The 23,614-nt window shown below is 44.4% G+C and carries 23 protein-coding genes; 4 read left to right on the forward strand and 19 right to left on the reverse strand.

Annotated features, from left to right (window positions below; all coding sequences use genetic code 11):
- Window positions 1-24: 24 nt before the first annotated feature.
- The 19 genes from atpA to rpmH form a co-directional block, all read right to left on the reverse strand.
- Window positions 25-1,566 (reverse strand): F0F1 ATP synthase subunit alpha, encoded by a 1,542-nt coding sequence (atpA, locus tag MHN02_RS16095; RefSeq protein ID WP_014951450.1) that lies wholly within the window; start codon window positions 1,564-1,566, stop codon window positions 25-27.
- 13 nt (window positions 1,567-1,579) lie between these two features.
- Window positions 1,580-2,113, reverse strand: a complete 534-nt coding sequence (atpH, locus tag MHN02_RS16100) for a F0F1 ATP synthase subunit delta (protein WP_015000145.1) — start codon at window positions 2,111-2,113, stop codon at window positions 1,580-1,582.
- A gap of 14 nt (window positions 2,114-2,127) precedes the next feature.
- Window positions 2,128-2,598, reverse strand: coding sequence for a F0F1 ATP synthase subunit B (gene atpF / locus MHN02_RS16105; RefSeq protein WP_014951452.1), 471 nt, complete (start codon window positions 2,596-2,598; stop codon window positions 2,128-2,130).
- Between the two features lie 45 nt (window positions 2,599-2,643).
- Complete coding sequence (gene atpE / locus MHN02_RS16110; protein ID WP_012520222.1) at window positions 2,644-2,865, reverse strand: F0F1 ATP synthase subunit C; 222 nt, start codon at window positions 2,863-2,865, stop codon at window positions 2,644-2,646.
- A 99-nt stretch (window positions 2,866-2,964) separates the two neighbouring features.
- The gene (gene atpB, locus MHN02_RS16115) at window positions 2,965-3,798 is read right to left on the reverse strand and encodes a F0F1 ATP synthase subunit A (RefSeq protein WP_239247346.1); all 834 of its coding nucleotides are present in this window, start codon (window positions 3,796-3,798) and stop codon (window positions 2,965-2,967) included.
- Window positions 3,799-3,899: 101 nt separating this feature from the next.
- Window positions 3,900-4,286: an ATP synthase subunit I gene (locus tag MHN02_RS16120; RefSeq protein WP_239247348.1), complete on the reverse strand. Its 387-nt coding sequence runs from the start codon at window positions 4,284-4,286 to the stop codon at window positions 3,900-3,902.
- Between the two features lie 206 nt (window positions 4,287-4,492).
- On the reverse strand, window positions 4,493-5,371 hold the full coding sequence (locus MHN02_RS16125) for a ParB/RepB/Spo0J family partition protein (protein WP_014951454.1): 879 nt from the start codon (window positions 5,369-5,371) through the stop codon (window positions 4,493-4,495).
- A 45-nt stretch (window positions 5,372-5,416) separates the two neighbouring features.
- Entirely contained in the window at window positions 5,417-6,211 is a 795-nt protein-coding gene (locus MHN02_RS16130) for a ParA family protein (RefSeq protein ID WP_014951455.1), read from the reverse strand.
- Between the two features lie 35 nt (window positions 6,212-6,246).
- Window positions 6,247-6,882, reverse strand: a complete 636-nt coding sequence (gene rsmG, locus MHN02_RS16135; protein ID WP_014951456.1) for a 16S rRNA (guanine(527)-N(7))-methyltransferase RsmG — start codon at window positions 6,880-6,882, stop codon at window positions 6,247-6,249.
- 321 nt (window positions 6,883-7,203) lie between these two features.
- On the reverse strand, window positions 7,204-9,105 hold the full coding sequence (gene mnmG / locus MHN02_RS16140; RefSeq protein ID WP_239247350.1) for a tRNA uridine-5-carboxymethylaminomethyl(34) synthesis enzyme MnmG: 1,902 nt from the start codon (window positions 9,103-9,105) through the stop codon (window positions 7,204-7,206).
- 898 nt (window positions 9,106-10,003) lie between these two features.
- On the reverse strand, window positions 10,004-10,831 hold the full coding sequence (locus MHN02_RS16145; RefSeq protein ID WP_014951458.1) for an ATP-binding protein: 828 nt from the start codon (window positions 10,829-10,831) through the stop codon (window positions 10,004-10,006).
- A gap of 6 nt (window positions 10,832-10,837) precedes the next feature.
- Window positions 10,838-11,506: a DnaT-like ssDNA-binding domain-containing protein gene (locus tag MHN02_RS16150; protein ID WP_039234413.1), complete on the reverse strand. Its 669-nt coding sequence runs from the start codon at window positions 11,504-11,506 to the stop codon at window positions 10,838-10,840.
- A gap of 27 nt (window positions 11,507-11,533) precedes the next feature.
- Window positions 11,534-11,971, reverse strand: a complete 438-nt coding sequence (gene mioC, locus MHN02_RS16155; protein ID WP_171337483.1) for an FMN-binding protein MioC — start codon at window positions 11,969-11,971, stop codon at window positions 11,534-11,536.
- Between the two features lie 97 nt (window positions 11,972-12,068).
- Window positions 12,069-13,457, reverse strand: a complete 1,389-nt coding sequence (gene mnmE, locus MHN02_RS16160; protein WP_071816526.1) for a tRNA uridine-5-carboxymethylaminomethyl(34) synthesis GTPase MnmE — start codon at window positions 13,455-13,457, stop codon at window positions 12,069-12,071.
- A 2-nt stretch (window positions 13,458-13,459) separates the two neighbouring features.
- Window positions 13,460-13,942, reverse strand: coding sequence for a YajQ family cyclic di-GMP-binding protein (locus tag MHN02_RS16165; RefSeq protein WP_014977844.1), 483 nt, complete (start codon window positions 13,940-13,942; stop codon window positions 13,460-13,462).
- A 64-nt stretch (window positions 13,943-14,006) separates the two neighbouring features.
- Complete coding sequence (gene yidC / locus MHN02_RS16170; protein ID WP_171337503.1) at window positions 14,007-15,665, reverse strand: membrane protein insertase YidC; 1,659 nt, start codon at window positions 15,663-15,665, stop codon at window positions 14,007-14,009.
- Between the two features lie 10 nt (window positions 15,666-15,675).
- The gene (yidD, locus tag MHN02_RS16175) at window positions 15,676-15,924 is read right to left on the reverse strand and encodes a membrane protein insertion efficiency factor YidD (protein ID WP_081765860.1); all 249 of its coding nucleotides are present in this window, start codon (window positions 15,922-15,924) and stop codon (window positions 15,676-15,678) included.
- Complete coding sequence (rnpA, locus tag MHN02_RS16180) at window positions 15,909-16,268, reverse strand: ribonuclease P protein component (RefSeq protein WP_015000154.1); 360 nt, start codon at window positions 16,266-16,268, stop codon at window positions 15,909-15,911. The genes yidD and rnpA overlap by 16 nt, the downstream gene beginning before the upstream one ends.
- A 15-nt stretch (window positions 16,269-16,283) precedes the next feature.
- A complete protein-coding gene (gene rpmH / locus MHN02_RS16185) occupies window positions 16,284-16,418 on the reverse strand; it encodes a 50S ribosomal protein L34 (RefSeq protein ID WP_014290886.1) in 135 nt (44 codons plus the stop codon).
- A gap of 626 nt (window positions 16,419-17,044) precedes the next feature.
- Here rpmH and dnaA point away from each other — a divergent pair.
- The 4 genes from dnaA (at window position 17,045) to gyrB (ending at window position 23,476) form a co-directional block, all read left to right on the forward strand.
- The gene (dnaA, locus tag MHN02_RS16190) at window positions 17,045-18,700 is read left to right on the forward strand and encodes a chromosomal replication initiator protein DnaA (protein ID WP_014977846.1); all 1,656 of its coding nucleotides are present in this window, start codon (window positions 17,045-17,047) and stop codon (window positions 18,698-18,700) included.
- 32 nt (window positions 18,701-18,732) lie between these two features.
- Entirely contained in the window at window positions 18,733-19,833 is a 1,101-nt protein-coding gene (gene dnaN, locus MHN02_RS16195; RefSeq protein ID WP_239247352.1) for a DNA polymerase III subunit beta, read from the forward strand.
- A gap of 125 nt (window positions 19,834-19,958) precedes the next feature.
- Window positions 19,959-21,047, forward strand: a complete 1,089-nt coding sequence (gene recF / locus MHN02_RS16200) for a DNA replication/repair protein RecF (RefSeq protein ID WP_014977847.1) — start codon at window positions 19,959-19,961, stop codon at window positions 21,045-21,047.
- Window positions 21,048-21,055: 8 nt separating this feature from the next.
- Complete coding sequence (gyrB, locus tag MHN02_RS16205; protein ID WP_014977848.1) at window positions 21,056-23,476, forward strand: DNA topoisomerase (ATP-hydrolyzing) subunit B; 2,421 nt, start codon at window positions 21,056-21,058, stop codon at window positions 23,474-23,476.
- The last annotated feature ends 138 nt before the right edge of the window (window positions 23,477-23,614 follow it).

The raw sequence follows: 23,614 nt of genomic DNA on the forward strand, positions 1-23,614 counted from the left end.
GTGGTTAAACACCAGCACCATTGATTACCAAGTTTGTGTCGCTTTAAAGTTTGTTAAAGCGTCGTTCAACTTAGAGGCAATCTCGTCGTTGTAGTTACCTGATTCGTTGATAGTCTTCATAAGGTCAGCGTGTTCGCTGTTCATGTAAGAGTGAAGAGCGGCTTCAAAATCTAGGATTTTGTTAAGCTCGATACCCTTAAGGAAACCTTTTTCTACCGCGAACAGAGATACACCCATATCAGCAATTGAAAGTGGTGCGTACTGCTTCTGCTTCATTAGCTCAGTTACGCGCTCACCGTGCTCAAGTTGCTCACGAGTTGCGTCATCAAGGTCAGAAGCAAACTGCGAGAACGCCGCAAGTTCACGATACTGAGCTAGGGCTAGACGGATACCGCCACCCAACTTCTTGATGATTTTAGTCTGTGCAGCACCACCAACACGAGATACCGAGATACCAGCGTTAACCGCTGGACGGATACCTGCGTTAAACAAGTCAGTTTCTAGGAAGATCTGACCGTCGGTAATTGAGATTACGTTAGTTGGTACGAATGCAGATACGTCACCAGCTTGCGTTTCGATAATTGGAAGCGCAGTTAGTGAACCTGTCTTACCTTTCACTTCGCCGTTTGTGTAACGCTCAACGTATTGTTCGTTTACACGTGCAGCACGTTCTAGTAGACGTGAGTGAAGGTAGAATACGTCACCTGGGTAAGCTTCACGGCCTGGTGGACGCTTAAGTAGTAATGAGATTTGACGGTAAGCAACAGCTTGCTTAGACAAATCATCATATACGATTAGCGCGTCTTCACCGCGGTCACGGAAGAATTCACCCATAGTACAACCAGAGTAAGGCGCTAGGTATTGAAGCGCAGCAGACTCAGATGCAGATGCTGCAACCACGATAGTGTGGTCAAGTGCACCGTGCTCTTCTAGTTTACGTACTACGTTAGCGATAGTAGATGCTTTCTGACCAACCGCTACGTACACACATTTAATGCCTGTACCTTTTTGGTTGATGATAGCGTCAACAGCCATTGCTGTTTTACCACACTGACGGTCACCGATGATAAGCTCACGCTGACCACGACCTACTGGGATCATGGCATCAACTGACTTATAACCAGTTTGTACTGGCTGGTCTACCGATTGACGCTCGATTACGCCAGGTGCAATTTTTTCAACTGGTTCGAAACCAGCTGCATCGATTGCGCCTTTACCATCGATAGGCTCACCTAGTGTGTTTACAACACGACCTAGTAGTGCGTTACCTACTGGTACTTCAAGAATACGACCAGTAGATTGTACTTTATCGCCTTCTTTAAGGTCCGCATAAGGACCCATAACAACTGCACCTACAGAGTCTCGCTCAAGGTTTAGTGCAATTGCGTAACGGCTTCCAGGAAGCTCGATCATTTCACCTTGCATTACATCGGCAAGGCCATGAATGCGGATAATACCGTCTGTTACTGCGACGATAGTACCTTCATTACGTGCTTCACTGCTTACATTGAACTGTTCAATTCTTTTCTTGATCAGTTCAGCAATTTCAGTGGAATTAAGTTGCATGCTCTTATCCCCGTTATGCTTGCAACGCGTCTGCTAGACGGTTCAATTTCGACTTTACGGAACCATCAATAACTGTATCGCCGGCATTAATAACCATTCCAGCGATCAGGGCAGGGTCCACGTTACAATTAAGCTTCACTTTACGTGCCAAACGTTTTTCCAAAGATGCAACCAACTCATTTTGTTGTGCATCGGTCAGCGTAGTTGCTGAGGTTACGTCCACTTCTATTTCTTTGTCGTAATCTGCTTTAAATGCATCAAACAAAGTAGAAATTTCAGGCAACGCGGCTAAACGTTTATTTTCAGCCAAAACCTTTACTAGGTTTTGGCCGTGTTCGTCGAGTTGCTCACCACAAACATTGTTAAAAATGTCGGCAAGCGTGTCAGCGGCAACCGCACCAGACAAAAGCTGGTGCATGTCATCGTTCGCTGCTACAGCGCCTGCAAAGGCTAGCATTTCTTGCCATTTTGCAACGGCGTCTTTCTCGACAGCAAAATCGAAAGCAGCTTTAGCATAAGGACGAGCAACGGTTGTCAATTCAGACATGGCTCATCTCCCTATTAAAGCTCAGCGACAAGTTTTTCAACAATGTCGTTTTGCGCGTTTGCATCGATTTCACGTTGTAAGATTTGCTGTGCGCCAGCTACTGCAAGTGCAGAAACCTGCTTACGCAAATCTTCTTTGGCACGATTGCGTTCAGCTTCAATTTCGGCATAACCAGAAGCGATAATCTTCTCGCGTTCCGCATGGCCTTTTTGCGTTTCTTCGTCAACCAATTGGTTGGCGCGCTTTTTGGCCTGCTCGATAATTTCAGCTGCTTGCGCTTTCGCATCTTTCAATTGCTCAGTAGCTTTCGCTTGAGCAAGCTCTAGGTCTTTCTCTGCACGCTCAGAAGCTTCAAGCCCATCGGCAATTTTCTTCTGACGTTCTTCAATCGCTGCCATTAGTGGAGGCCATACATATTTCATGCAGAACACCACGAACACAGCGAAGGCGATTAATTGACCAATAAAAGTGGCGTTAAAATTCACAATCGCCCCTCCTCTTAAAGTTCGCTAAAAAAGTGTTTAGTAGAATTAGGCACCAACAGCGAACAATAGGTATAGAGCGATACCAACACCGATCATCGCGATGGCGTCGATAAGACCCGCTACGATGAACATCTTAACTTGTAGTTGAGGTGCTAGTTCAGGTTGACGAGCAGCAGATTCAAGGAATTTACCACCTAGTAGACCGAAACCAATAGCGGTACCTAGGGCACCAAGACCAATCAGTAGTGCAACAGCGATGTATAACATTTACGTCTCCGATTTAAGTTAAATTTAAAGTTAATGTTTAAAAGTCAAACTCTGTAAAAACGGTGTCGATTAAAAATCAAAACCGACACCCGTTAATGCTTAGTGGTCTTCACACGCCAGGCTTAAGTACACGATGGTAAGCATCATGAAAATAAACGCTTGAAGCGGAAGTACCAGAATATGGAACACAGCCCACATGAAGTGCAGTGGAAGCTGGAAATAACCAATTGTAGCAATCAAAATGAAGATTAGCTCACTGGCATACAAGTTACCGAACAAACGCAGTGCTAGTGAAAGCGGACGCGCAAGCAAAGTAACGGTTTCAAGAATAAAGTTCACCGGAATAAAGATAGGGTGACCGAAAGGCTGCATAGTCAGTTCTTTTGCAAAACCGCCAATGCCTTTCATCTTGATTGAATAGAAAAGAATAAGAATAAACACGCCTGAAGCCAGTGCGAACGTTAAGTTGAGGTCAGTGGTTGGAACTGCCTTGTTGTAAACGTCGTGTGGATCCATGCCAAAAGCCGCTTGGCCGATAAGACCAGATACCCATGGAATAAGATCAACTGGCACCAAGTCCATAAGGTTCATTAGCAATACCCATACAAAGATAGTCAGTGCTAATGGCGCAATAAGTGCGCTCTTACCATGGAAAGTGCTTTTAACGTTGTCGTCAACAAACTCAACAACAAGCTCAACAAACGCCTGCATTTTGCCAGGTACGCCGGTTGTCGCTTTTGAAGCAACGCTTCTAAAGATAATTAGGAAAAGAAGACCAAGACCGATAGACCATGCCAGTGTATCAACATGCCATGCCCAAAAACCGGCGCCAGAACACGCTTTGTTAAAAGCAATTCCGTTGTCAGTTGAGCACATGGTGGCATTGGTCAAGTGGTGCTTGATGTATTCTGAGGTAGTGTATTCAGATGCCATTGTTTAACCCAAGTTGTAAAGTGTAAAAATTTGGTGACTGGTTCTTTTGTCTCAATCGGTCGAATACGTTGTTTTCGTTATCGCAACGCCTCGCGCTGTCTTTATTCTTTCGTACCGTAATGAAACATGGCTAGCCCGTGGCTAGCGGTTGTAATCACAAATGCCATGAAAATCTCTAATGGCGAGGCGTTTAAGCCTTTAAAAGCAATTACAAATAAAATGATTGTCAGTGCCAGCTTCAATTTTGAGCCTTGGCTAAAACTCCGTGCAACAAGGTCGTTTTTACTGGCACCTGCGTAACGAAACGCGAAAGCCATAAAAACACTGTTCGGCAGAATGCTGATTAAAGCGCCTGCCGCTGCCGACATGGCGGAATGACTTCCCCCTGCGGCGCCTGCGAAAGCGGTAACGACTAGGGCTGTAATAGCCTGAAAAAGTAGCCCTTTCTTGGCGAGGTCTAACCCGCGTTTTGCTAACTTGTTCGTCACTTTTACTCGCAGCTTGTTCACGTCTTACAAAAAGCGTCAGAAGTATACTGTTTTACCGACAATTTTCAACAGTACAACGCTTTTTGAAAGTTATTCTGAAAATTTTCTATTGCTATAACCGGAAAGGAGAGTGTCCGGTGTTTGCACCGAACAGCGTATCAATTGCGGGTTGGCAAAGGGAGCTTCTCTAGTAATTTTATTTTAAACTATTGAATTTTAGAGATAATTCCATCTAATTGTTCAAGGTCGCTAAAGCTAATTGTCAGCTTGCCTTTGCCTTTCGCATTGTGGTCAATACTCACAGGAGTGCCTAAATTTTCTGAAAGTCGTGTCATAAGGTTTTGCACATCGGGATCAACTTTCTTCTCAGGCTTAGGTTTAGCTGGCTCCAAAAGCTTTTTAACAAGCTTTTCTGTATCGCGCACGGTAAGACCTTTGCCCGATACTACTTGCGCAGTTTCCGACTGGGTATCACCTTCTAGCGCTAACAGCGCTCTAGCATGACCCATTTCAATATCGCCATGCTCGACTAACAGTTTCACGTCGTCGTTCAAATTATTCAGACGAAGTAAATTTGTCACTGTGGTGCGTGATTTGCCCACCGCTTCAGCAACTTCTTGATGGGTAAGCGCGAACTCATTCATTAAACGGTCGAGGGCTTGCGCCTCTTCCATAGCATTTAAATCTTCACGCTGGATATTTTCGATAAGCGCAATGGCCACTGCCGCTTCGTCAGGCACGTTCTTAACCAAACAAGGCACTTCGTCTAGCTGTGCTAGTTGTGAAGCTCGCCAGCGACGTTCACCGGCAATGATTTCATAGCGGTGCTCGTCGACTTTTCTCACTACGATAGGCTGAATAATACCTTGCGCACGAATGGACGATGCCAATTCTTCTAATGCCTCAGGTGACATGTCTTTTCGAGGCTGATACTTGCCCGGCACTAAGTATTCAATAGGGAGCTTGCTTAACTCACCGTTGGTTGAATTTACCTCGGCGGCATCTTGTTCTTTTTGAGCAGATGATTGGCTGGTTGCGAGTAGCGCATCTAAACCGCGGCCAAGGCCTCTTTTACGTGCTGACATAGTGTCCTCTATGGCATGTGCTGATAGTGTTCAGCTTATTGTCGTTTAACTTGCTTTTGCCTGTGCAGGCGTTGTTTTGTCCCTACGACGCAGTATTTCACCCGCCAGTGCCAAGTAGGCTTTAGCGCCTGTCGATGATTTATCATAATACATCGCTGGCGTACCGAAGCTTGGCGCTTCAGCTAGGCGAACGTTACGCGGAATAACCGTGCGATAAACTTGTTCACCAAAATGGCGCTTCAATTGTTCTGAAACGTCGTTAGCAAGGCGATTGCGCGGGTCGTACATAGTACGCAATACGCCTTCAATCTTCAATTCTGGATTCACTACAGATGCCAATTTTTGAATGGTATCCATAAGGGCAGTGAGGCCTTCTAGTGCGTAATATTCACACTGCATAGGCACCATTACTGAATCGGCAGCCGCCAGGGCGTTCACAGTTAACTGGTTTAGCGAAGGCGGGCAGTCGATAAAGACAAAATCGTAGTAATCCATAACGGGCTTCAGCGCATTGCGAAGCCTTACTTCACGGGCAAACATTTCCATCAGCTTGATTTCTGCCGCGGTTACGTCACCGTTCGCCGCGATGAGGTCATACTTGCCGCTTGTCGCTTTAACGATAACATCGTTAATTGGCTTTTCTTCAATCAACAATTCAAATGCCGTAGATTCAACGTCGTATTTATCAACGCCGCTTCCCATGGTCGCATTACCTTGTGGATCGAGATCAATCAGCAACACCTTACGCTTGGTTGCTGCCATTGACGCTGCCACGTTAACTGCGGTGGTTGTCTTTCCAACACCACCTTTTTGATTCGCGATCGCGATTACCTTAGCCACGTTAGATCCTGTTCTCGTCTATTTCTATTTTTCGGCTATTTCTTTTTTAGCCAAACCAGATGTCGTTCGCCTACCAAATTTGGCACAGTGAGGTTTTCCGTTTTGCTCACATGGAAGTGATCACTCACTTCGTCTATCTCATCTTGTGGAAACTGACCTTTAAGCGCCAAAAATTGACCTTCTGAATCTACCAGATGCTGACACCAGTGCAACATATCTTTTAGCGAAGCGAAAGCTCGGCTTAGCACAATATCGTAAGGCGTATCGCCATTGTGCTCTTCAACGCGGCTTTGCACAGGAGTTACGTTAGTTAATCCAAGCGTGTGCACACATTGGGTCATAAACCGTACACGCTTGCCCAATGAGTCAAGCAATGTGAATGATTTATCTGGAAACGCGATTGCCAACGGCATACCTGGAAGGCCAGGGCCCGTTCCAACATCAATGATATTGTTACCATCAAGAAAGGGCACAATCGCCAGCGAATCTAGAATGTGTTTCACCATCATTTGCTTAGGATCGCGCACAGAAGTCAGGTTGTACGCCTTATTCCATTTGTCCATAAGCAGCACATAGTCAACTAACTGCTGCTGTTGCTTATCACTTAAATCTAGTGAAAGGGCATCGAGTCCAGACACCAAAATGGTGTGCAATTCTTGCTGTATCGTCATCGAAAAATCTGTCTGTTCGCGTTAATGTTTTTTGCTCTACACAGTCCATACCATAAACACGCGTGGCGAATCATTATTTGCCGCTCAAATTTACAGCCGTTTCTTAATGCAGCTCTTCATGCTCGATACAAGTGCACTTGAAGAAGTGCACATAAATTAATCAAAGCCGCACAACGAATGTAAAGTGGTGCAATGGGACAGTGTGAAAAGCGCCGAGTTTTTCTAGTTTTCGCATAGTTTAGGCAATTATGATTATCATAATACGCGAATAAATAGGAAAAACTAAGCGCTGCGAGTAATGTGTTGAGTTAAGCGCGTGTTTTACGCACTGATTTTCTCTTGCTTGCGCAACATGCCGTGTTTTTTAAGGTAAACCAGCAGTAAAGAGATGGCCGCCGGGGTAATGCCCGAAATACGCGATGCTTTACCGATTGTTTCCGGTCTGGCTTCGGTTAACTTGGCTACAACCTCGTTCGATAGGCCGGAAATCTTGCTGAAGTCCATATCAACCGGCAACAGGGTGTTTTCGTGTCGCTGCGTTTTCGCGATTTCATCCATTTGACGGGCAATGTAGCCGGCGTACTTAATTTGAATTTCCACTTGCTCTGCAGCAATCGGATCTTCAAGACCTGGGCCAACACTTTTAATTTCCATTAACTGACCGTAAGTCATTTCAGGTCGACGGATCAGCTCTTCAAGAGAATGTTCACGACTCACCGGATTTTTCAGCATGGTATTGAGTTCTGGCGTTGCCGCGTGATCAGGGTGGATCCACTGACCGCGTAGACGCTGCAGTTCACTTTCTACCGCTTCCATCTTGTCGTTAAATTTCGCCCAGCGAGCATCATCAACAAGACCAATCTCTCGGCCCATTGCGGTTAGACGGCTATCGGCATTGTCTTCACGAAGCAGTAGTCTGTATTCTGCACGGCTAGTGAACATGCGGTACGGCTCTTTCGTACCCATGGTCGCCAAGTCGTCGATAAGTACGCCCATGTATGCTTGATCGCGGCGTAAAATCATCGGGTCTTTTTCTTGAACTTGTAGCGCTGCGTTTGCGCCTGCTACTAACCCTTGCGCACCCGCTTCTTCATAACCAGTGGTACCGTTAATTTGGCCAGCAAAGAACAAACCTCGAATAAACTTCGTTTCCAGTGTTTGTTTCAGATCGCGTGGATCAAAGAAATCATATTCAATCGCATAACCCGGGCGAACAATGTGCGCATTTTCAAAACCTTTAATCGAGCGGACAAGGTTCATTTGTACGTCAAATGGCAAACTGGTTGAAATACCATTTGGATAAACTTCAATGCTGTTTAAACCTTCTGGCTCAACAAAAATTTGATGCGATGTCTTGTCTGCAAAACGGGTGATCTTATCTTCGATACTTGGGCAATAGCGCGGTCCGATACCTTCGATAACCCCAGTAAACATGGGTGAGCGATCTAATCCCCCGCGAATGATATCGTGGGTTTTTTCGTTAGTGTGGGTGATATAGCACGGGATCTGTGTAGGGTGCATGGTTCTATCACCCATGAACGAAAATACCGGCGTAGGATTGTCACCAGGTTGAGGCTGCATTACAGAAAAATCTAACGAGCGAGCATCAAGTCTTGCTGGTGTCCCAGTTTTTAAACGGTCAACACGAAACGGAAGGGCACGTAGTCTATCTGCAAGTGCGATAGACGGTGGATCGCCGGCACGACCGCCGCGATAGTTTTCAAGGCCAATGTGAATGGTTCCGCCAAGGAAAGTACCCACTGTCAGTACCACTGACTTGGCTTTAAACTTCAAGCCCATTTGCGTAACAACACCGCATACCTGATCGTTTTCAACAATCAGATCGTCAACGCTCTGTTGGAACAAGGTTAGGTTTTCTTGATTTTCAACAATGTCGCGAATAGCGTTTTTGTAAAGCGTACGGTCCGCTTGCGCACGCGTTGCACGAACAGCTGGGCCTTTAGAAGAATTCAATGTTCTAAACTGAATACCACCTTTGTCGATAGCCAGTGCCATTGCACCGCCTAACGCATCGATCTCTTTTACAAGATGGCCTTTACCGATCCCACCAATTGCAGGGTTACACGACATCTGGCCTATCGTCTCAATATTGTGAGTGAGCAACAGCGTATTTGCACCCATGCGAGCAGCTGCAAGTGCCGCTTCTGTACCTGCATGTCCACCACCTACAACGATGACATCAAATGCTTCAGCATAAAACATGGTTAAACCTCACTATTAACTTACGATAAGCCGATTAAAAACTAATTTTTCTCACGCAGAGACTGCTGAAAAAAGGGCGCGTATTTTATCTGACTTATTGGATAAAGAAAATGATTAAATTTTCCTCAAAACCTGTTTTTGAAAAGGTGTGATCGAATTATAAGATCTTAAGATCTCTTTTAGATCTGTTTATTTTTACTTTTATTAGGATCATCAAGATCTGTGGGTAACCGATCAAAGCACATAAAGATCATCAAGTTACGCGATCAATAACATTGGGAAACCCCGATCCATAACCCTACCTCAAACTTGTGTATAAATGGCCTTTTTATCCACACCCCGAATCGTTTGAAAAGTTATTCTTTTTTCGATCAAAGCTTATGCACAGTGGTTTGTAGGATCCTATCCACAGGGGTGATCAAGATGTGATCCAACTGGGGATAAAATGTTTGCTATTTATGTATCGCGATCAAAAGATCGTGTAGTTACGTGCGTTATAGCGTGATCTCATTGTGGAGGAGATCTTTTCCAAAAGCTGTGATTAGATCGCCCGATCGCATTTATCAACATCTTCAAAAAATGTGCAGGCTTTTATGAACGACAAGATTATTTTTCCAAAACAGCCCATTTTTCAGGAGAAAAACATAGGAGCTGACCAAAATACAGTCACTTTTATAAGGTAGAAGTGGGTCTGAAAGAATGGTTATTTGTTTAACTGAAGGAGATCGTTGAGTGTATCTATGAATTGAAACCGTATCGTTTTGGTAAAAAGCGGGATCAACAGACTAAGTGATTCGCTATTACTTAGCACAACAGGAACATGCAATAAGGTTTAATGAAGGAAAAGACCAAGCAGAGTAAAGGCAAGGTTTTGAGAGAGATAGGAAACCAGGTGCTATTAGCGCACCTGGTTGGGTTGATAGCGTGGCTGTGAAACAGAGCCTTGCATGTCTTCTTGTTCAATGGTTAAGCCTTCACGGCGGCTTGGGCCTTGGAACCTAACCTTGTAAGTATCGTACTCTTTAATCGACTCAAAACAGTAAGGACCAAGGGCATTTTCAAGTTCGGCTAAATTGTGATTGGTGATCAAAATACAGTTTTTCTTGTTTACTAAGCGCTGTCTTAGCAGGTTACCAAACCAGCTTTGCGCATTCTTCTTTAACACACTTTCGTTTACACACACTTCATCAAGAATAAGCAGATCGACGTCTAGCAGTTCCTGATTGATCTCCCTAAAGCGCTGTCCTGCGTTATCTGAAGCCCCAAAATCAAACGAGAAATTGCGCATTTCAAGCAGTGTAGACAGTTGACGATAAAGCACTGAAATTTCGTACTGCTCTATAAGTTGATGGGCAATAGCACCGGCAATATGTGATTTACCACGACCGTAATCGCCGTAAAACAGCATCATATGCGAGCCGCTTTGACGCCATGCAGGGTCGTCATGGGCTGCAATAAAAGACTGAGCTATCGATACGGCTTCAATCACATCGTCACTGTCTTCAACTAAGTTGGCGAAGGTCCATTTGGGATTCAGATCAGAACGGCCATGAATAGCCTCTACACGCGCTTTTTTACTACGCTGCTGTAGTTGTGATACTTCTTCGTTCGCTTTCGCCTCGTACTGCTTACGCAGCGTTTTATAGTCGATGTATTCACGATTGGGATCGACGTCTTTGTTGAGCGCTCTCGCTAAATTAGCAATTTTGTCGGTTATACGATCCATAACGAATTAACTCTTCTTAGTTGCGGCATACTTTTCCACCAGCTTTCTAGCATTATCATCTGCTTCTATGCCGGCTGCAACTTTCACTTGTTGCGTTCCCACCACCTTTGTTGGGGCGTAGCCTGAAGCGAGACGCTTGCGCTTGATATTGTTGGCAAACTTTTGTGTCCATTGGAATTCGCTAAACACTGAACTTGGTCTTCCTAACCAATAGGCAATGAATTCACCCACCTCGTTGTCATCAAATGTTTTATCGATAATACCAAGTAGCGAGGCCATTTCTTCAAACAACGCTTTATTGGGCGTCCAATTAGGGGTCATGGCGCTATGACGGGCATGTAGTTGGTCGAAGTCCGATTGTGGCTCGCTTAGAAGCGGAAGAAGTAGGGTTTTCCCGTTGATTGTGTGCTCAAGATCAAGTTCAAGGGGCAGGGCAACCAAACCCACTTGTTCAAGCTGCTTAACCAAGCTATTGATTTGACGACCGCGTTGATAAGGTTCGTCTTTGCTGTCGCCGTTTAGCAAATTTAATAATTGCTTATAATCAATAGGGGCGGACGATGTCGTTGCCGCATTTGCACCTGTTCGAAGGCCAAGTAAATACAGTACCCGGCAATCGTTAGAAAGGGGAGATTGCAACGCCGCCAGTTCAGCTTGGGTAAGGTTGCTGTTCATCGCATTGGTTCCACGTAAAAACGCTTGTTAAGCATTGGCCAGCTTTTCGTCAAACCATTCTACGGCGGCCTCTTCAGGGATAGGGTGTTCCAGCACATCGATGTATAGCGCGTCGGTAATTAACGTGCCACCTGCGTTTTTAATATACTTTTCCATTTCTTTTGCGCCGAAACAAAAGGTGTCGTAACTGGTGTCACCTAGCCCAATAACGTAGGCATTTACTGCGCTTAAATCCGCGCCCTCTAGCTGTTTTGCGAACGGCTGGATGTTGTCAGGTAATTCGCCAGCACCGTGTGTTGATGTACACACGATCCACGTTGATTCTGTTTTAATCTCATCTAAATTTGGTTCAGCGTGAATAGTGTGGGTGTGCCCGCTCGCATCAAGTTTTTCCGCAATGGCATCTGCCACGTATTCTGCGGCGCCTAACATGGTGCCAACGATGATTTCAAAATGCTTGCTCATTATTAGGTTGCTTCTCTATTTACGATTGTCGTCTCAACGTAAGTACGGCTTATCCGTTACGTTATTCACCATCTTACTTGTAACTTTATTGGTTGCGCTACTTACCAATACAGAACGATGAAAAAATCTTACCAAGTAGATCGTCTGACGTGAATTCACCGGTTATCTCACATAGTGCCTGGTGAGCCAAGCGCAATTCTTCAGCAAGCAACTCACCCGCCATAGCATCATGCAGTTGTTGTTCGCCAGTGCTTACATAACTGTAGGCTTGGTCGAGTGCATCTATGTGTCGTCTGCGCGCAATAAATTGACCTTCAGTTGTAGTATCGAAGCCCATGGTTTTGGCCAGATGTGCTTTTAGCGTGTCGACGCCGCTACCTTCTTTGGCTGATAGATTGATAACTGAGATATCACCTTGCTCGGTGGCAACTGTGCTTTGTCCAATATCTAAGGTACTAAGGTCGGCCTTGTTGCGAACTACGGTAACGGGGATGCCTTGTGGCAATCGGGCCATAAATTCTGGCCATATTTCATAAGGGTCGATAACAGCAGTTGCGGTAGAGTCTACAACGAATAATACGTGGTCAGCTTCATTGATAGCTTGCCACGCCCGCTCAATACCAATTTGTTCCACTTTATCTGGGCTTTCTCGAAGTCCTGCTGTGTCGATAATGTGCACCGGCATACCATCAATGTGAATATGCTCTTTAAGCACATCTCGCGTGGTACCGGCTATATCGGTAACAATGGCGCTATCTCGTCCTGCCAGGGCGTTTAATAAGCTCGATTTACCGGCGTTAGGGCGCCCCGCAATCACCACCTGCATACCTTCGCGCAATAAGGTGCCTTGTTTAGCCTGTTCGCGCACTTTGGTTAAGCTTTGCATAATTGCGCTTAAGTCACCTGATACTTTCCCGTCAGATAAGAAATCAATTTCTTCTTCAGGAAAATCGATGGCCGCCTCTACGTACATACGAAGGTGCACGATTTGGTCTGATAGCGTTTGAATTTGTGTAGAAAACTCACCCTGTAGCGAGCGCAGCGCACTTTTTGCTGCCTGTTTAGAACTTGCATCAATCAAGTCGGCAATCGCCTCTGCTTGCGCAAGGTCTAATTTATCATTTAAAAAGGCTTGTTCACTGAATTCACCTGGATTGGCAAGCCGGGCATGGCCCGTTGCAAGCACGGCATCAATCAGCATGTCCATGACAACTTGACCGCCATGGCCTTGCAGTTCAAGTACATCTTCACCGGTAAATGAGTTAGGCCCTTTAAAAAACAGTGCTATGCCCTGGTCTATTACGCTGTTGTTAGCATCAACAAACGGCGTATAGGTCGCAAGACGTGGTGTTAGTGCGCTTGGTACTAACGCCTCTGCGATGGCTTTAGCCTTAGGACCTGAAACACGTACAATACCTACGCCGCCACGACCGGGCGCTGTCGCTTGTGCGGTAATAGTGTCGGTAGAAAGGGTGAGTGATTCCATAATTAGTCGCGGAAGTTCTTAAATTGGAAAGGTTGGCCTAAGTTAGACTCTTTAACCAGCGAAATAACTTGCTGCAAATCATCACGCTTTTTACCTGTTACGCGAAGTTCTTCGCCTTGAATAGCCGTTTGCACTTTGATTTTGGCGTCTTTCACCAGCTTCACAATCTTCTTCGCCATCGGCTGCTCAATACCTTCTTTAAAGGTAATGGTCTGACGGTAAGTTCTACCGTGTGCATCGTAGGGTTTAACATCCATAGATGAAGTGTCTACGTTACGTTTAGACATCGCCGTTCTAAACATGCTTTCCATTTGCTGAAGTTGGAATTCAGCTTCAGCTTTCATGACCACGGTTTTATCTTTGTACTCAAAGCTCGCGTCAATACCGCGAAAGTCGAAACGCGTTGATAGCTCACGGCTTGCGTTTTCAGTGGCGTTGCGTACTTCTTCCATGTTGATTTCAGAAACAATATCAAATGATGGCACAGGTTATTCCTCTTAAGACAAAACAGCCCGCATAGGCGGGCTGTATAATTCATTGATCAGCGTGTTATTTACTGCTGATGCCCCGCTTCTCCATTGAAGCATAAATCATTTTGGCTTGAACCAAGGTAATCACGTTACTGACTAGCCAGTATAGTACCAGACCTGCAGGGAACCACAGGAAGAATACACTCATTGCTACCGGCATCCACTGCATGATTTTCTGCTGCATTGGATCAGTAATGGTGGTTGGCTGAAGTTTTTGCAATAGGTACATACTTGCGCCAGTTAGAATTGGCAGCACAAAGTATGGGTCTTTTGTAGAAAGGTCAGTGATCCAAAGCACAAAGTCTGCATGACGTAGTTCAACACTTTCCATCAGTACCCAGTAAAGCGCAAGAAAGATAGGCATTTGCAGAAGAAGAGGTAAGCAACCGCCCATTGGGTTTACTTTCTCTTTGCGGTAAAGCTCCATCATAGCTTGAGACATTTTTTGTCTGTCGTCGCCAAAACGGTCTTTTAGCTGCTGCATCTTAGGTGCTAAGTTGCGCATACGTGCCATTGACTCGTATTGCTTCTTAGTTAGCCAGTACATCGCGCCTTTTACTACAATAGTGATAAGGATAATTGCCACACCCCAGTTATTAACTAGGCTATGAAGGAAGGTAAGAAGGGCGAACAGCGGCTGTGAAATCCAGAAAAGAATACCGTAATCAACGGTTAGGTCTAATCCGCGCGCAATCTTCGCTAGGCTTTCTTGATCTTTAGGGCCCATATAAAGGGTAGATGCAAGGGTTTTGGTTTCACCAGGCGCTACGCTTTCAGACGGAGACAATACACCAATTACTGCATACTGATTTTTCAGGTTACGAGAATAAAGCGTGTTAGTTTGCTCTTGTGAAGGTACCCATGCTGATACAAAGTAATGTTCAAGCATGCCAACCCAACCCGCTTTCGTGGTTTCGCGTAGGTTGTCATCTTCAATCTCGTCAAACGAGTACTTCTGGTAGCGGTCATCTTCTGTTGAATATGCAGCACCACGGTACGTTGGCATAAACATGTTGCTGTCGTCTTCAAACTCCATCACTTGTTTAAGCTGTGCATACGGCTGAACCGTTGCTGCGCTGCCAGTACCATTTTCCACGCTATAGCTTACGTTTACGTCGTACTGACCTTTAGTGAAAGTGAAAGTTTTGGTAACTGACAAGCCTTGGTTGTTTTTCCATGTAAGAGGAATAACAAGGGTGTCGCCAGTCATTTCATAATAGTCACTTTGCGCATTATACACCGGGCGGCCACTGCTGCTTGCATCAGGCCCTTGAGCACCGATTAGGCCACTTTGCGCTACATAAAGACCGTTGCCAGAGCGAAGTAGGCTGTAAGGAATATCCGAACCTTGCTCTACCGGAAACTTAAGTAAGTCTGCTGATACTACATCGCCGCCTAGCAAATCGATGCGTAAATCAAGCGTATCGGTTTTTACTTCAATAATGCGGTTTGAACTTTGCGCCGCTGCGATAGGTTGTGCAGCAGGAACGCTATCACTACTAGGTACATCTTCGCTGCCATTTTCATTAAATGACGGTACGCCTTGTGATGTCTCTTGCGTTTGTTGTTGCTCAACAGGCACAACTGGCTGTGGCCCATAATCTTTTTGCCATGATTGCCAAAGCAAAAAGCTAACTAGCGCAAGGCCAATTATCAGAAAACTACGTTGCGATTCCATAGAGGTCTCTTTATTTTGAGTGTTTATCTTGTTGTTTTTCCGGCACTGGATCATATCCGCCGGCATGCAAAGGGTGGCATTTTAATATGCGTTTAATAGATAACCAACCGCCTTTTACTAATCCGTGCGTTTTTAATGCGTCTATAGCATACCAAGAACAAGAAGGATGGAAACGACATCGTTGCCCTAACATAGGGGAAATGAACCATTGATAAAATTTTATCAATGCCAAAGGCACTACAATTAAGAGTTGCCGCAACGCTTGTTTAATTTTTTCCATAGCTTGTCCAATGTAGCGAAAACTTCTTGGTTGCTAAGGTTGTCAGCGCCAGACTTGCCAATAACGATAATATCGACATTGGGTAAGTTGTGCTGTTTATGCCTAAAACTTTCTCTGACTAATCGCTTCAAACGATTTCTATCGTGAGCTTTACGGATACGTTTTTTCGCGAGCGTAATGCCTAAACGAGGAGTTGAAAGTGTATTTTTTCTGGCTAGAACAGTAAAAGAGGGAGATACAGCTGGGGTTGCGTTATCAAACACATAGGTAAAGTGGGTGGGAGTTAACAGACGTAACTCCCTAGAAAAATTATTCTCGCCCACTTTGGCGTCTTTCAATTAAGCTGAAAGACGAGCGCGGCCTTTTGCACGGCGAGCTGCTAGTACTTTACGACCATTTTTAGTCGCCATACGAGCACGAAAACCGTGAGAACGCTTGCGCTTTAGATTGCTCGGTTGAAATGTTCTTTTCATGACCAAAGTCTCACTTATATTTAGTTAAACATAGGCGTTTTTGGTAACACATTATGCTGTTGCCAGAACAATGTGGTGTTTTCACCAGAAAAGCCCATCGAAAAAGGACGCTGAATTCTAGAGATCTCGGGGCGTGCTGTCAATGCATATTCTCGCTTTTCGGATGAATAAGTGAACAATTTTTGCATTTTCTAATCGATAGCTTAATCGATGACGCAGTTTTCGTACAAATCGTCTGTGAATAACGCATAAAATTTGGTTAGGTTATCCACAGTGCGTTGTGAAAAACACAGAGATAGATATAAAAAGCAAGGTGATCTAACGGTTTTTTAGCACAAATTTAGAATGAATTTTTCTCGTTATAGTTTGATTTGATCTAAAAGAAAAAATCTTATTTATCAGTTGCTTGTTATTTTGATCGAAAAGATCGATCGGGATCGCCATTTACATTGTGTTGATAACGTAAGATAATCCACAGCGATTAAAACGATAACTTAATTTCTCGCTGCTACCCAACACTTCCAACGCTATTTTCTTCTAATGGCGCTTTTTAGTGCCTGCTTTCTTTATGATTGGCTTTTCAGGAGTTGGTTTTTCTAGCGAGTCAAGGGAGCTAACTACGTACCATGTCCTTGTGGAACCAATGCCTTGAAAGATTGCGTCAAGAATTACCAACGCAGCAGTTTAGTATGTGGATACGACCGCTTGTTTGTGAAGAACAACAAGGCGTGGTTGCACTCTATGCTCCCAATCGTTTTGTACTTGATTGGGTAAGAGACAAGTACCTGAATAACATTACTGCACTACTAAAAGAGTTTGCCGGAAGTGACGCTCCACAATTGCGTTTAGAAGTGATGAATCGTCACAGCGTAAGCCGTAGTCAGCCTGCAAGTACCAGCGGATCTTCGTCTGCTCCACATACGCCTAGTAATCAACCAAGTAAGCCTAGTGCACCTGCGGGCGGTCAAGGGTATCAGAACTATAATACTAGTAATCAGCCTGTTCACAGCGGCAGTAATGGGCAGCACACATCGTCTTATTCACCAATGTCGAATAGCGGTATGCCATCATCGGCAAGCCAAGCGGGTGATCAAGGACAAAACAATGCGTTTTCAAAATCATCTTCATACACACAGGGTATGGATCTAAATGATCGCGGTACGCAAAACCACGACCGTAATGGATATAATGCGTACGCAGATCAAGCGCCAAGATCGTCTACACCGCCGAAAGTGATCCCGATCCCTGAGGCGATGAAGCATAAAAGTAATATTAATCCGACTTATCAATTCGACAACTTTGTCGAAGGTAAATCTAACCAGCTAGCACGTGCGGCTGCAACTCAAGTTGCAAATAACCCAGGCGGTTCTTACAACCCACTGTTTATTTACGGTGGTACGGGCTTAGGTAAAACTCACTTATTACATGCAGTGGGTAATGGCATCGTAGCTAATAACGGTGACGCTAAAATTGTATATATGCATTCTGAGCGTTTCGTGCAGGATATGGTTAAGGCACTACAAAATAACGCTATAGAGGACTTTAAGCGCTTCTATCGCAGCGTTGATGCGTTACTTATCGATGATATTCAATTCTTTGCTAATAAAGAGCGTTCACAAGAAGAGTTCTTTCACACGTTCAATGCGCTTCTTGAAGGTAACCAGCAAATCATCCTTACTTCTGATAGATATCCTAAAGAGATTGATGGGGTAGAGGATCGATTAAAATCGCGCTTCGGTTGGGGTTTAACCATTGCTATAGAGCCACCAGAGCTTGAAACCCGAGTGGCTATTTTGATGCGCAAAGCGGCAGAGAACCGGATTCACTTACCTAATGAAGTGGCGTTCTTTATAGCTAAGCGATTGCGTTCAAACGTACGTGAGCTCGAGGGTGCACTTAACCGTGTTATTGCTAACGCAAACTTTACCGGTCGCCCTATCACTATTGATTTCGTTCGCGAAGCGCTTCGAGACCTTCTCGCACTTCAAGAAAAATTGGTAACGGTTGATAATATTCAGAAAACCGTCGCAGATTATTATAAGATAAAAGTAGCTGATATTTTGTCTAAACGACGTAGTCGTAGTGTGGCGCGTCCTCGCCAAGTCGCGATGGCGCTGGCCAAAGAACTTACCAACCACAGTTTACCTGAACTAGGAAACGCGTTTGGTGGACGAGACCACACTACGGTTTTACACGCTTGTAGAAAAATAGAGCAGCTAAGAGAAGAAAGTCATGATATAAAAGAGGACTATAAGAACCTCATTAGGACTTTGTCTTCCTAACACCACGACCTTAGAGGCGAGATAGCACTGCGATGAAATTTACTATAAGCCGCGAACAATTTTTACAACCCCTACAGTTGGTATCTGGTGCTGTAGAGCGTAGACACACACTGCCAATTCTTTCCAATATTCTCATCAAAGTAAGTGAGGACGCACTTTGGCTTACTGGTACAGATTTAGAGGTAGAACTAATTTCTAGCGTGAAATTAGAAGGTGAATTCACGGAAGGTGAAATTACTGTTCCTGCTAAAAAGCTGTTTGATATTATTCGCGGTATTTCTGAAGGAACAGATATTCATTTCTCGTTAGACGGCAGCAAGGCCCTTATTCGTGCCGGTCGAGGTCGTTATACGCTTTCTACTTTATCTGCTAACGACTACCCAAATCTAGAAGATTGGGAAGGCGAAGTTGAGTTTGAATTATCGTGCAGTGATCTAAAACGTCTTATTGATGCAACGAGCTTCTCAATGGCTCAACAAGACGTACGTTATTACTTAAATGGTATGTCCCTTGAAACGGAAGAGAATATCATCCGTACCGTTGCAACAGACGGTCACCGCCTTGCACTTTGTCGCCTAAACTACGAGACCGCTTTGCCATCTCGTCAAGTGATTATTCCACGTAAAGGCGTGTTAGAAATTTCTCGTCTTATTAGCGAAGATGACAAATCTCTTAAGGTGCAAATAGGCGCCAATCATCTTAGAATTTTCTCAAACGATTTTATTTTCACTTCGAAATTAGTTGATGGCAGATTTCCTGATTATCGCCGTGTTTTACCTCAAAATGGCGACAAGGAAATTATTGCGAGTAAAGCCGTATTAAAAGAAGCATTTTCACGTGCGGCCATTCTATCCAACGAAAAGTTTAGAGGCGTACGATTAAACTTGTCTTCTGGTGAGCTTAAGATAACGGCTAATAACCCAGAGCAAGAAGAAGCGGAAGAAATCGTTGATGTTCAATATCAAGGTGACGATTTAGAAATTGGCTTTAACGTTGCCTATTTAATTGACGTATTGAATGCGCTTGGATCTGATGGTGTTAAAGTCAGCCTATCAGACTCAAACGCAAGTGCGCTAATCGAAGATGATGCTGATGACGCCGCATTATACGTTATTATGCCAATGCGACTGTAGTCACTACTACATTAAGTGTTTGCAGCGTTTCGCATATTCCACGTTATTTTGTTATTTAAATTATCAATTCAAGAAGCGATGAGTGTTGATACTCCTCGCTTCTTTTCTTTCATCAGTGTGACCTCATGAAACTGGACCGCGTCCAGATTACACAGTTTCGTAATCTTACTTCCGTATCACTTTCTCCTTCACCAGCATTGACTATCATTAAAGGCGTGAATGGGAGTGGGAAATCCTCGTTAATCGAAGCACTTTATTACTTGGGCTTTGGACGTTCTTTTAGAACAAATAAACACAGTTCGGTTATTCAAAATGAGAAAGACAACTTCAGTGTTTTCGCATCATGCAAAACTGAAGAAGGGGATGAATTAAAGCTAGGCTTTCAACGAAGTAGAAATGAGACATTCACCTGTAGTATTAACGGTGATCATTCAAATAAGTTATCAGATTTAGTTAGCCTAGTACCACTTCAACTCTTTACTCCGCAGAGTACTGATCTAATAATTGGTTCGCCTTCCGAGCGTCGACGTTTTTGTGATTGGGGATTGTTTCACGTGGAACATCAGTTTCAATCACTTGCTAATCAGTATGGTAAGTTTTTAAAACATAGAAATGCCTTACTGAAACAGCAGGCAAATTTAAGCGCACCACAAAATCAATATTGGGAGTCTCAGTTCTCAGAACTAGGTGAGTCTCTATCGGCTACTCGTCAGGAATATGTGGATACCCTTACGCCTATTTTTAAGCAGTATGCGCAAGAATTTCTTCCTAACTTCGATGTGGAATTAAGTTACTATAAAGGGTGGGAAAAAGATGTCGGTTTATCAGAAAGCCTAGTTAAAAAACGTGAGTATGATGGTAAAATAGGACATACCTCTTCTGGGCCCCATAAAGCCGATTTACGGCTTAAAGTAAATGGGGTAAACGCCCAGGAGCTTTTATCGAGAGGACAGCTTAGAATGGCTGTGGCAGCGCTTCAAATGTCACAAACTAAGCTATTTAATAAGGCAACGCAGCGTAAAAGTATCTTTTTGCTTGATGATGTAGGTGCCGAACTAGATGCCGATAAAAGAGAACAATTTATTGATGGGTTGCTCAAAATGGATACGCAGGTTTTCGTTACTGCAATAGAATCCACGCAACTCGCTTTTATACAAAAATACAACGAAAAGAAAATGTTTCACGTGGAACATGGAAGCGTGAAAGAGGAGTAAAAGCTAGTATGTCAGCAGAGAACAACTACGACTCGTCCAGTATTAAAGTACTTAAAGGATTAGATGCCGTAAGAAAGCGTCCTGGTATGTATATCGGTGATACTGATGATGGTACCGGATTACACCACATGGTTTTCGAGGTGGTCGATAACTCTATCGATGAAGCACTTGCTGGACATTGTTCTGAGATTACTGTGCTCATTCACAGCGATGGCTCAGTATCTGTGTCTGACGATGGACGTGGTATACCAACTGAATTGCACCCAGAAGAGGGTGTGTCTGCAGCTGAAGTTATCATGACGGTTCTTCACGCCGGCGGTAAGTTCGACGATAACTCTTATAAAGTATCGGGCGGTTTGCACGGTGTAGGTGTATCAGTAGTAAACGCACTTTCAAGCCGACTGAAGCTTCGTATTCGTCGCGGTGGTAAAGCGCATGAACAAGAATATCATCATGGTGTTCCACAGGCGCCGCTAGCGGTAACAGGCGATACAGATAAAACGGGAACTATGATCCGTTTCTGGCCAAGTTCGGACACCTTCACAGATACGCTTTACCACTACGATATTCTTGCTAAACGTCTTCGTGAACTATCATTTTTGAACTCTGGTGTGTCGATTCGCTTGAAAGATGAACGCGATGGAAAAGAAGACCACTTTATGTACGAAGGTGGTATCAAAGCGTTCGTTGAGTACCTAAATGAAAAGAAAACACCTGTTCACCAGAAAGTGTTTCATTTCAGTAGTGAGCAAGAAGACGGTATTGCAGTAGAAGTAGCAATGCAATGGAACGATAGTTTCCAAGAGAACGTGTTCTGTTTTACCAACAACATTCCTCAGCGCGATGGTGGTACTCACTTGGCCGGCTTCCGTGGAGCGTTGACACGTACATTGAATAACTACATGGAAAAGGAAGGCCTGAACAAAAAGGCTAAAACGAATGCCAGTGGTGACGACGCGCGTGAAGGTCTAACCGCGGTTATTTCCGTTAAAGTACCAGATCCAAAATTCAGCTCACAGACTAAAGATAAGCTTGTATCTTCTGAAGTTCGTCCAGCTGTTGAATCGGCAATGAATGAAAAGCTAGCAGAGTTCTTATTAGAAAACCCTGCAGAAAGTAAAATCATTGCGGGTAAAATTATTGATGCTGCTCGTGCTCGTGAAGCTGCACGAAAGGCACGTGAAATGACACGCCGTAAAGGTGCACTCGACTTGGCTGGTCTGCCGGGTAAGCTAGCTGACTGTCAGGAAAAAGATCCTGCACTTAGCGAATTATACATAGTGGAGGGTGACTCTGCGGGCGGTTCAGCTAAGCAGGGTCGTAACCGTAAAAACCAAGCTATTCTGCCGCTAAAAGGTAAAATCTTAAACGTTGAGAAAGCGCGTTTTGATAAGATGCTTTCTTCTCAGGAAGTTGCGACGCTTATCACGGCACTAGGTTGTGGTATCGGTCGTGACGAGTATGACCCTGAAAAATTACGCTATCACAGCATCATTATCATGACCGATGCTGACGTAGATGGTTCTCACATTCGTACGCTTCTACTCACATTTTTCTATCGTCAAATGCCTGAAATCATTGAGCGTGGATATGTATATATTGCACAGCCACCGCTATACAAAGTGAAGAAGGGTAAACAAGAGCAGTATCTTAAAGATGACGATGCGCTAACTAACTACCTAACATCAATCGCAATTGACGGTGCGTCTTTGCACACCAGCGATGAAGACCCAGGTATTAGTGGTGTAGGCCTTGAAAACCTTGTTAAGCAGTACCAATCGGTAGAGAAGATGATTGCACGTATGAAACGTCTTATGCCTGCTTCTATCCTCTACAGAATGCTTTACACGCCTACGCTAAACCTTGAAGACCTTAAAGATGAATCTGCACTAGAGCATGTGGCGAAACACTTCGTAGAGCAGCTTACAGAGCGCGAAAACGATGGAGCTACATACCGTTATGAAATTCGCACTGATGCTGAGCTTAGCGAGTACTACATTACAATCATTATGCGTATGCACGGTATCGATTATGAGTACGTTATCGATCATGAGTTTATCGAGTCGTCTGAATATCAGCGCCTTAAAGAGCTTAACCTTGCTATCAATGACATGATGGGTAAAGACGCTTACATCCAGCGTGGCGAACGTAGACAGCCAGTTGAGTCTTTCAAAGAAGCCCTAGAGTGGCTAATGAACGAAGCGAAACGCGGCCAATACATTCAGCGCTATAAAGGGCTAGGTGAGATGAACCCTGAGCAACTCTGGGAAACCACCATGGACCCAGAAAGCCGCCGTATGCTTCAAGTTACCATTGAGGATGCCATTGGTTGTGATCAGCTGTTCACTACATTGATGGGTGACCAAGTAGAGCCTCGTCGAGAGTTTATCGAAGCTAATGCGCTTAAAGTGGAAAACTTAGACGTGTAGAGTTTTTTGCGATTTGAAAAAAGCGACCAACGGGTCGCTTTTTTTGTTTGCCCAGCGAAGCTGGCAAACCCGTCAGGTTGAAAGAAACCTGAATCACCCTGACTGAGGGGAAGATAATCCGAATGGCAAGGGCGTGGT

It is taken from the genome of Alteromonas sp. CNT1-28, from assembly GCF_022348345.1.
Classification (GTDB): domain Bacteria; phylum Pseudomonadota; class Gammaproteobacteria; order Enterobacterales; family Alteromonadaceae; genus Alteromonas; species Alteromonas macleodii.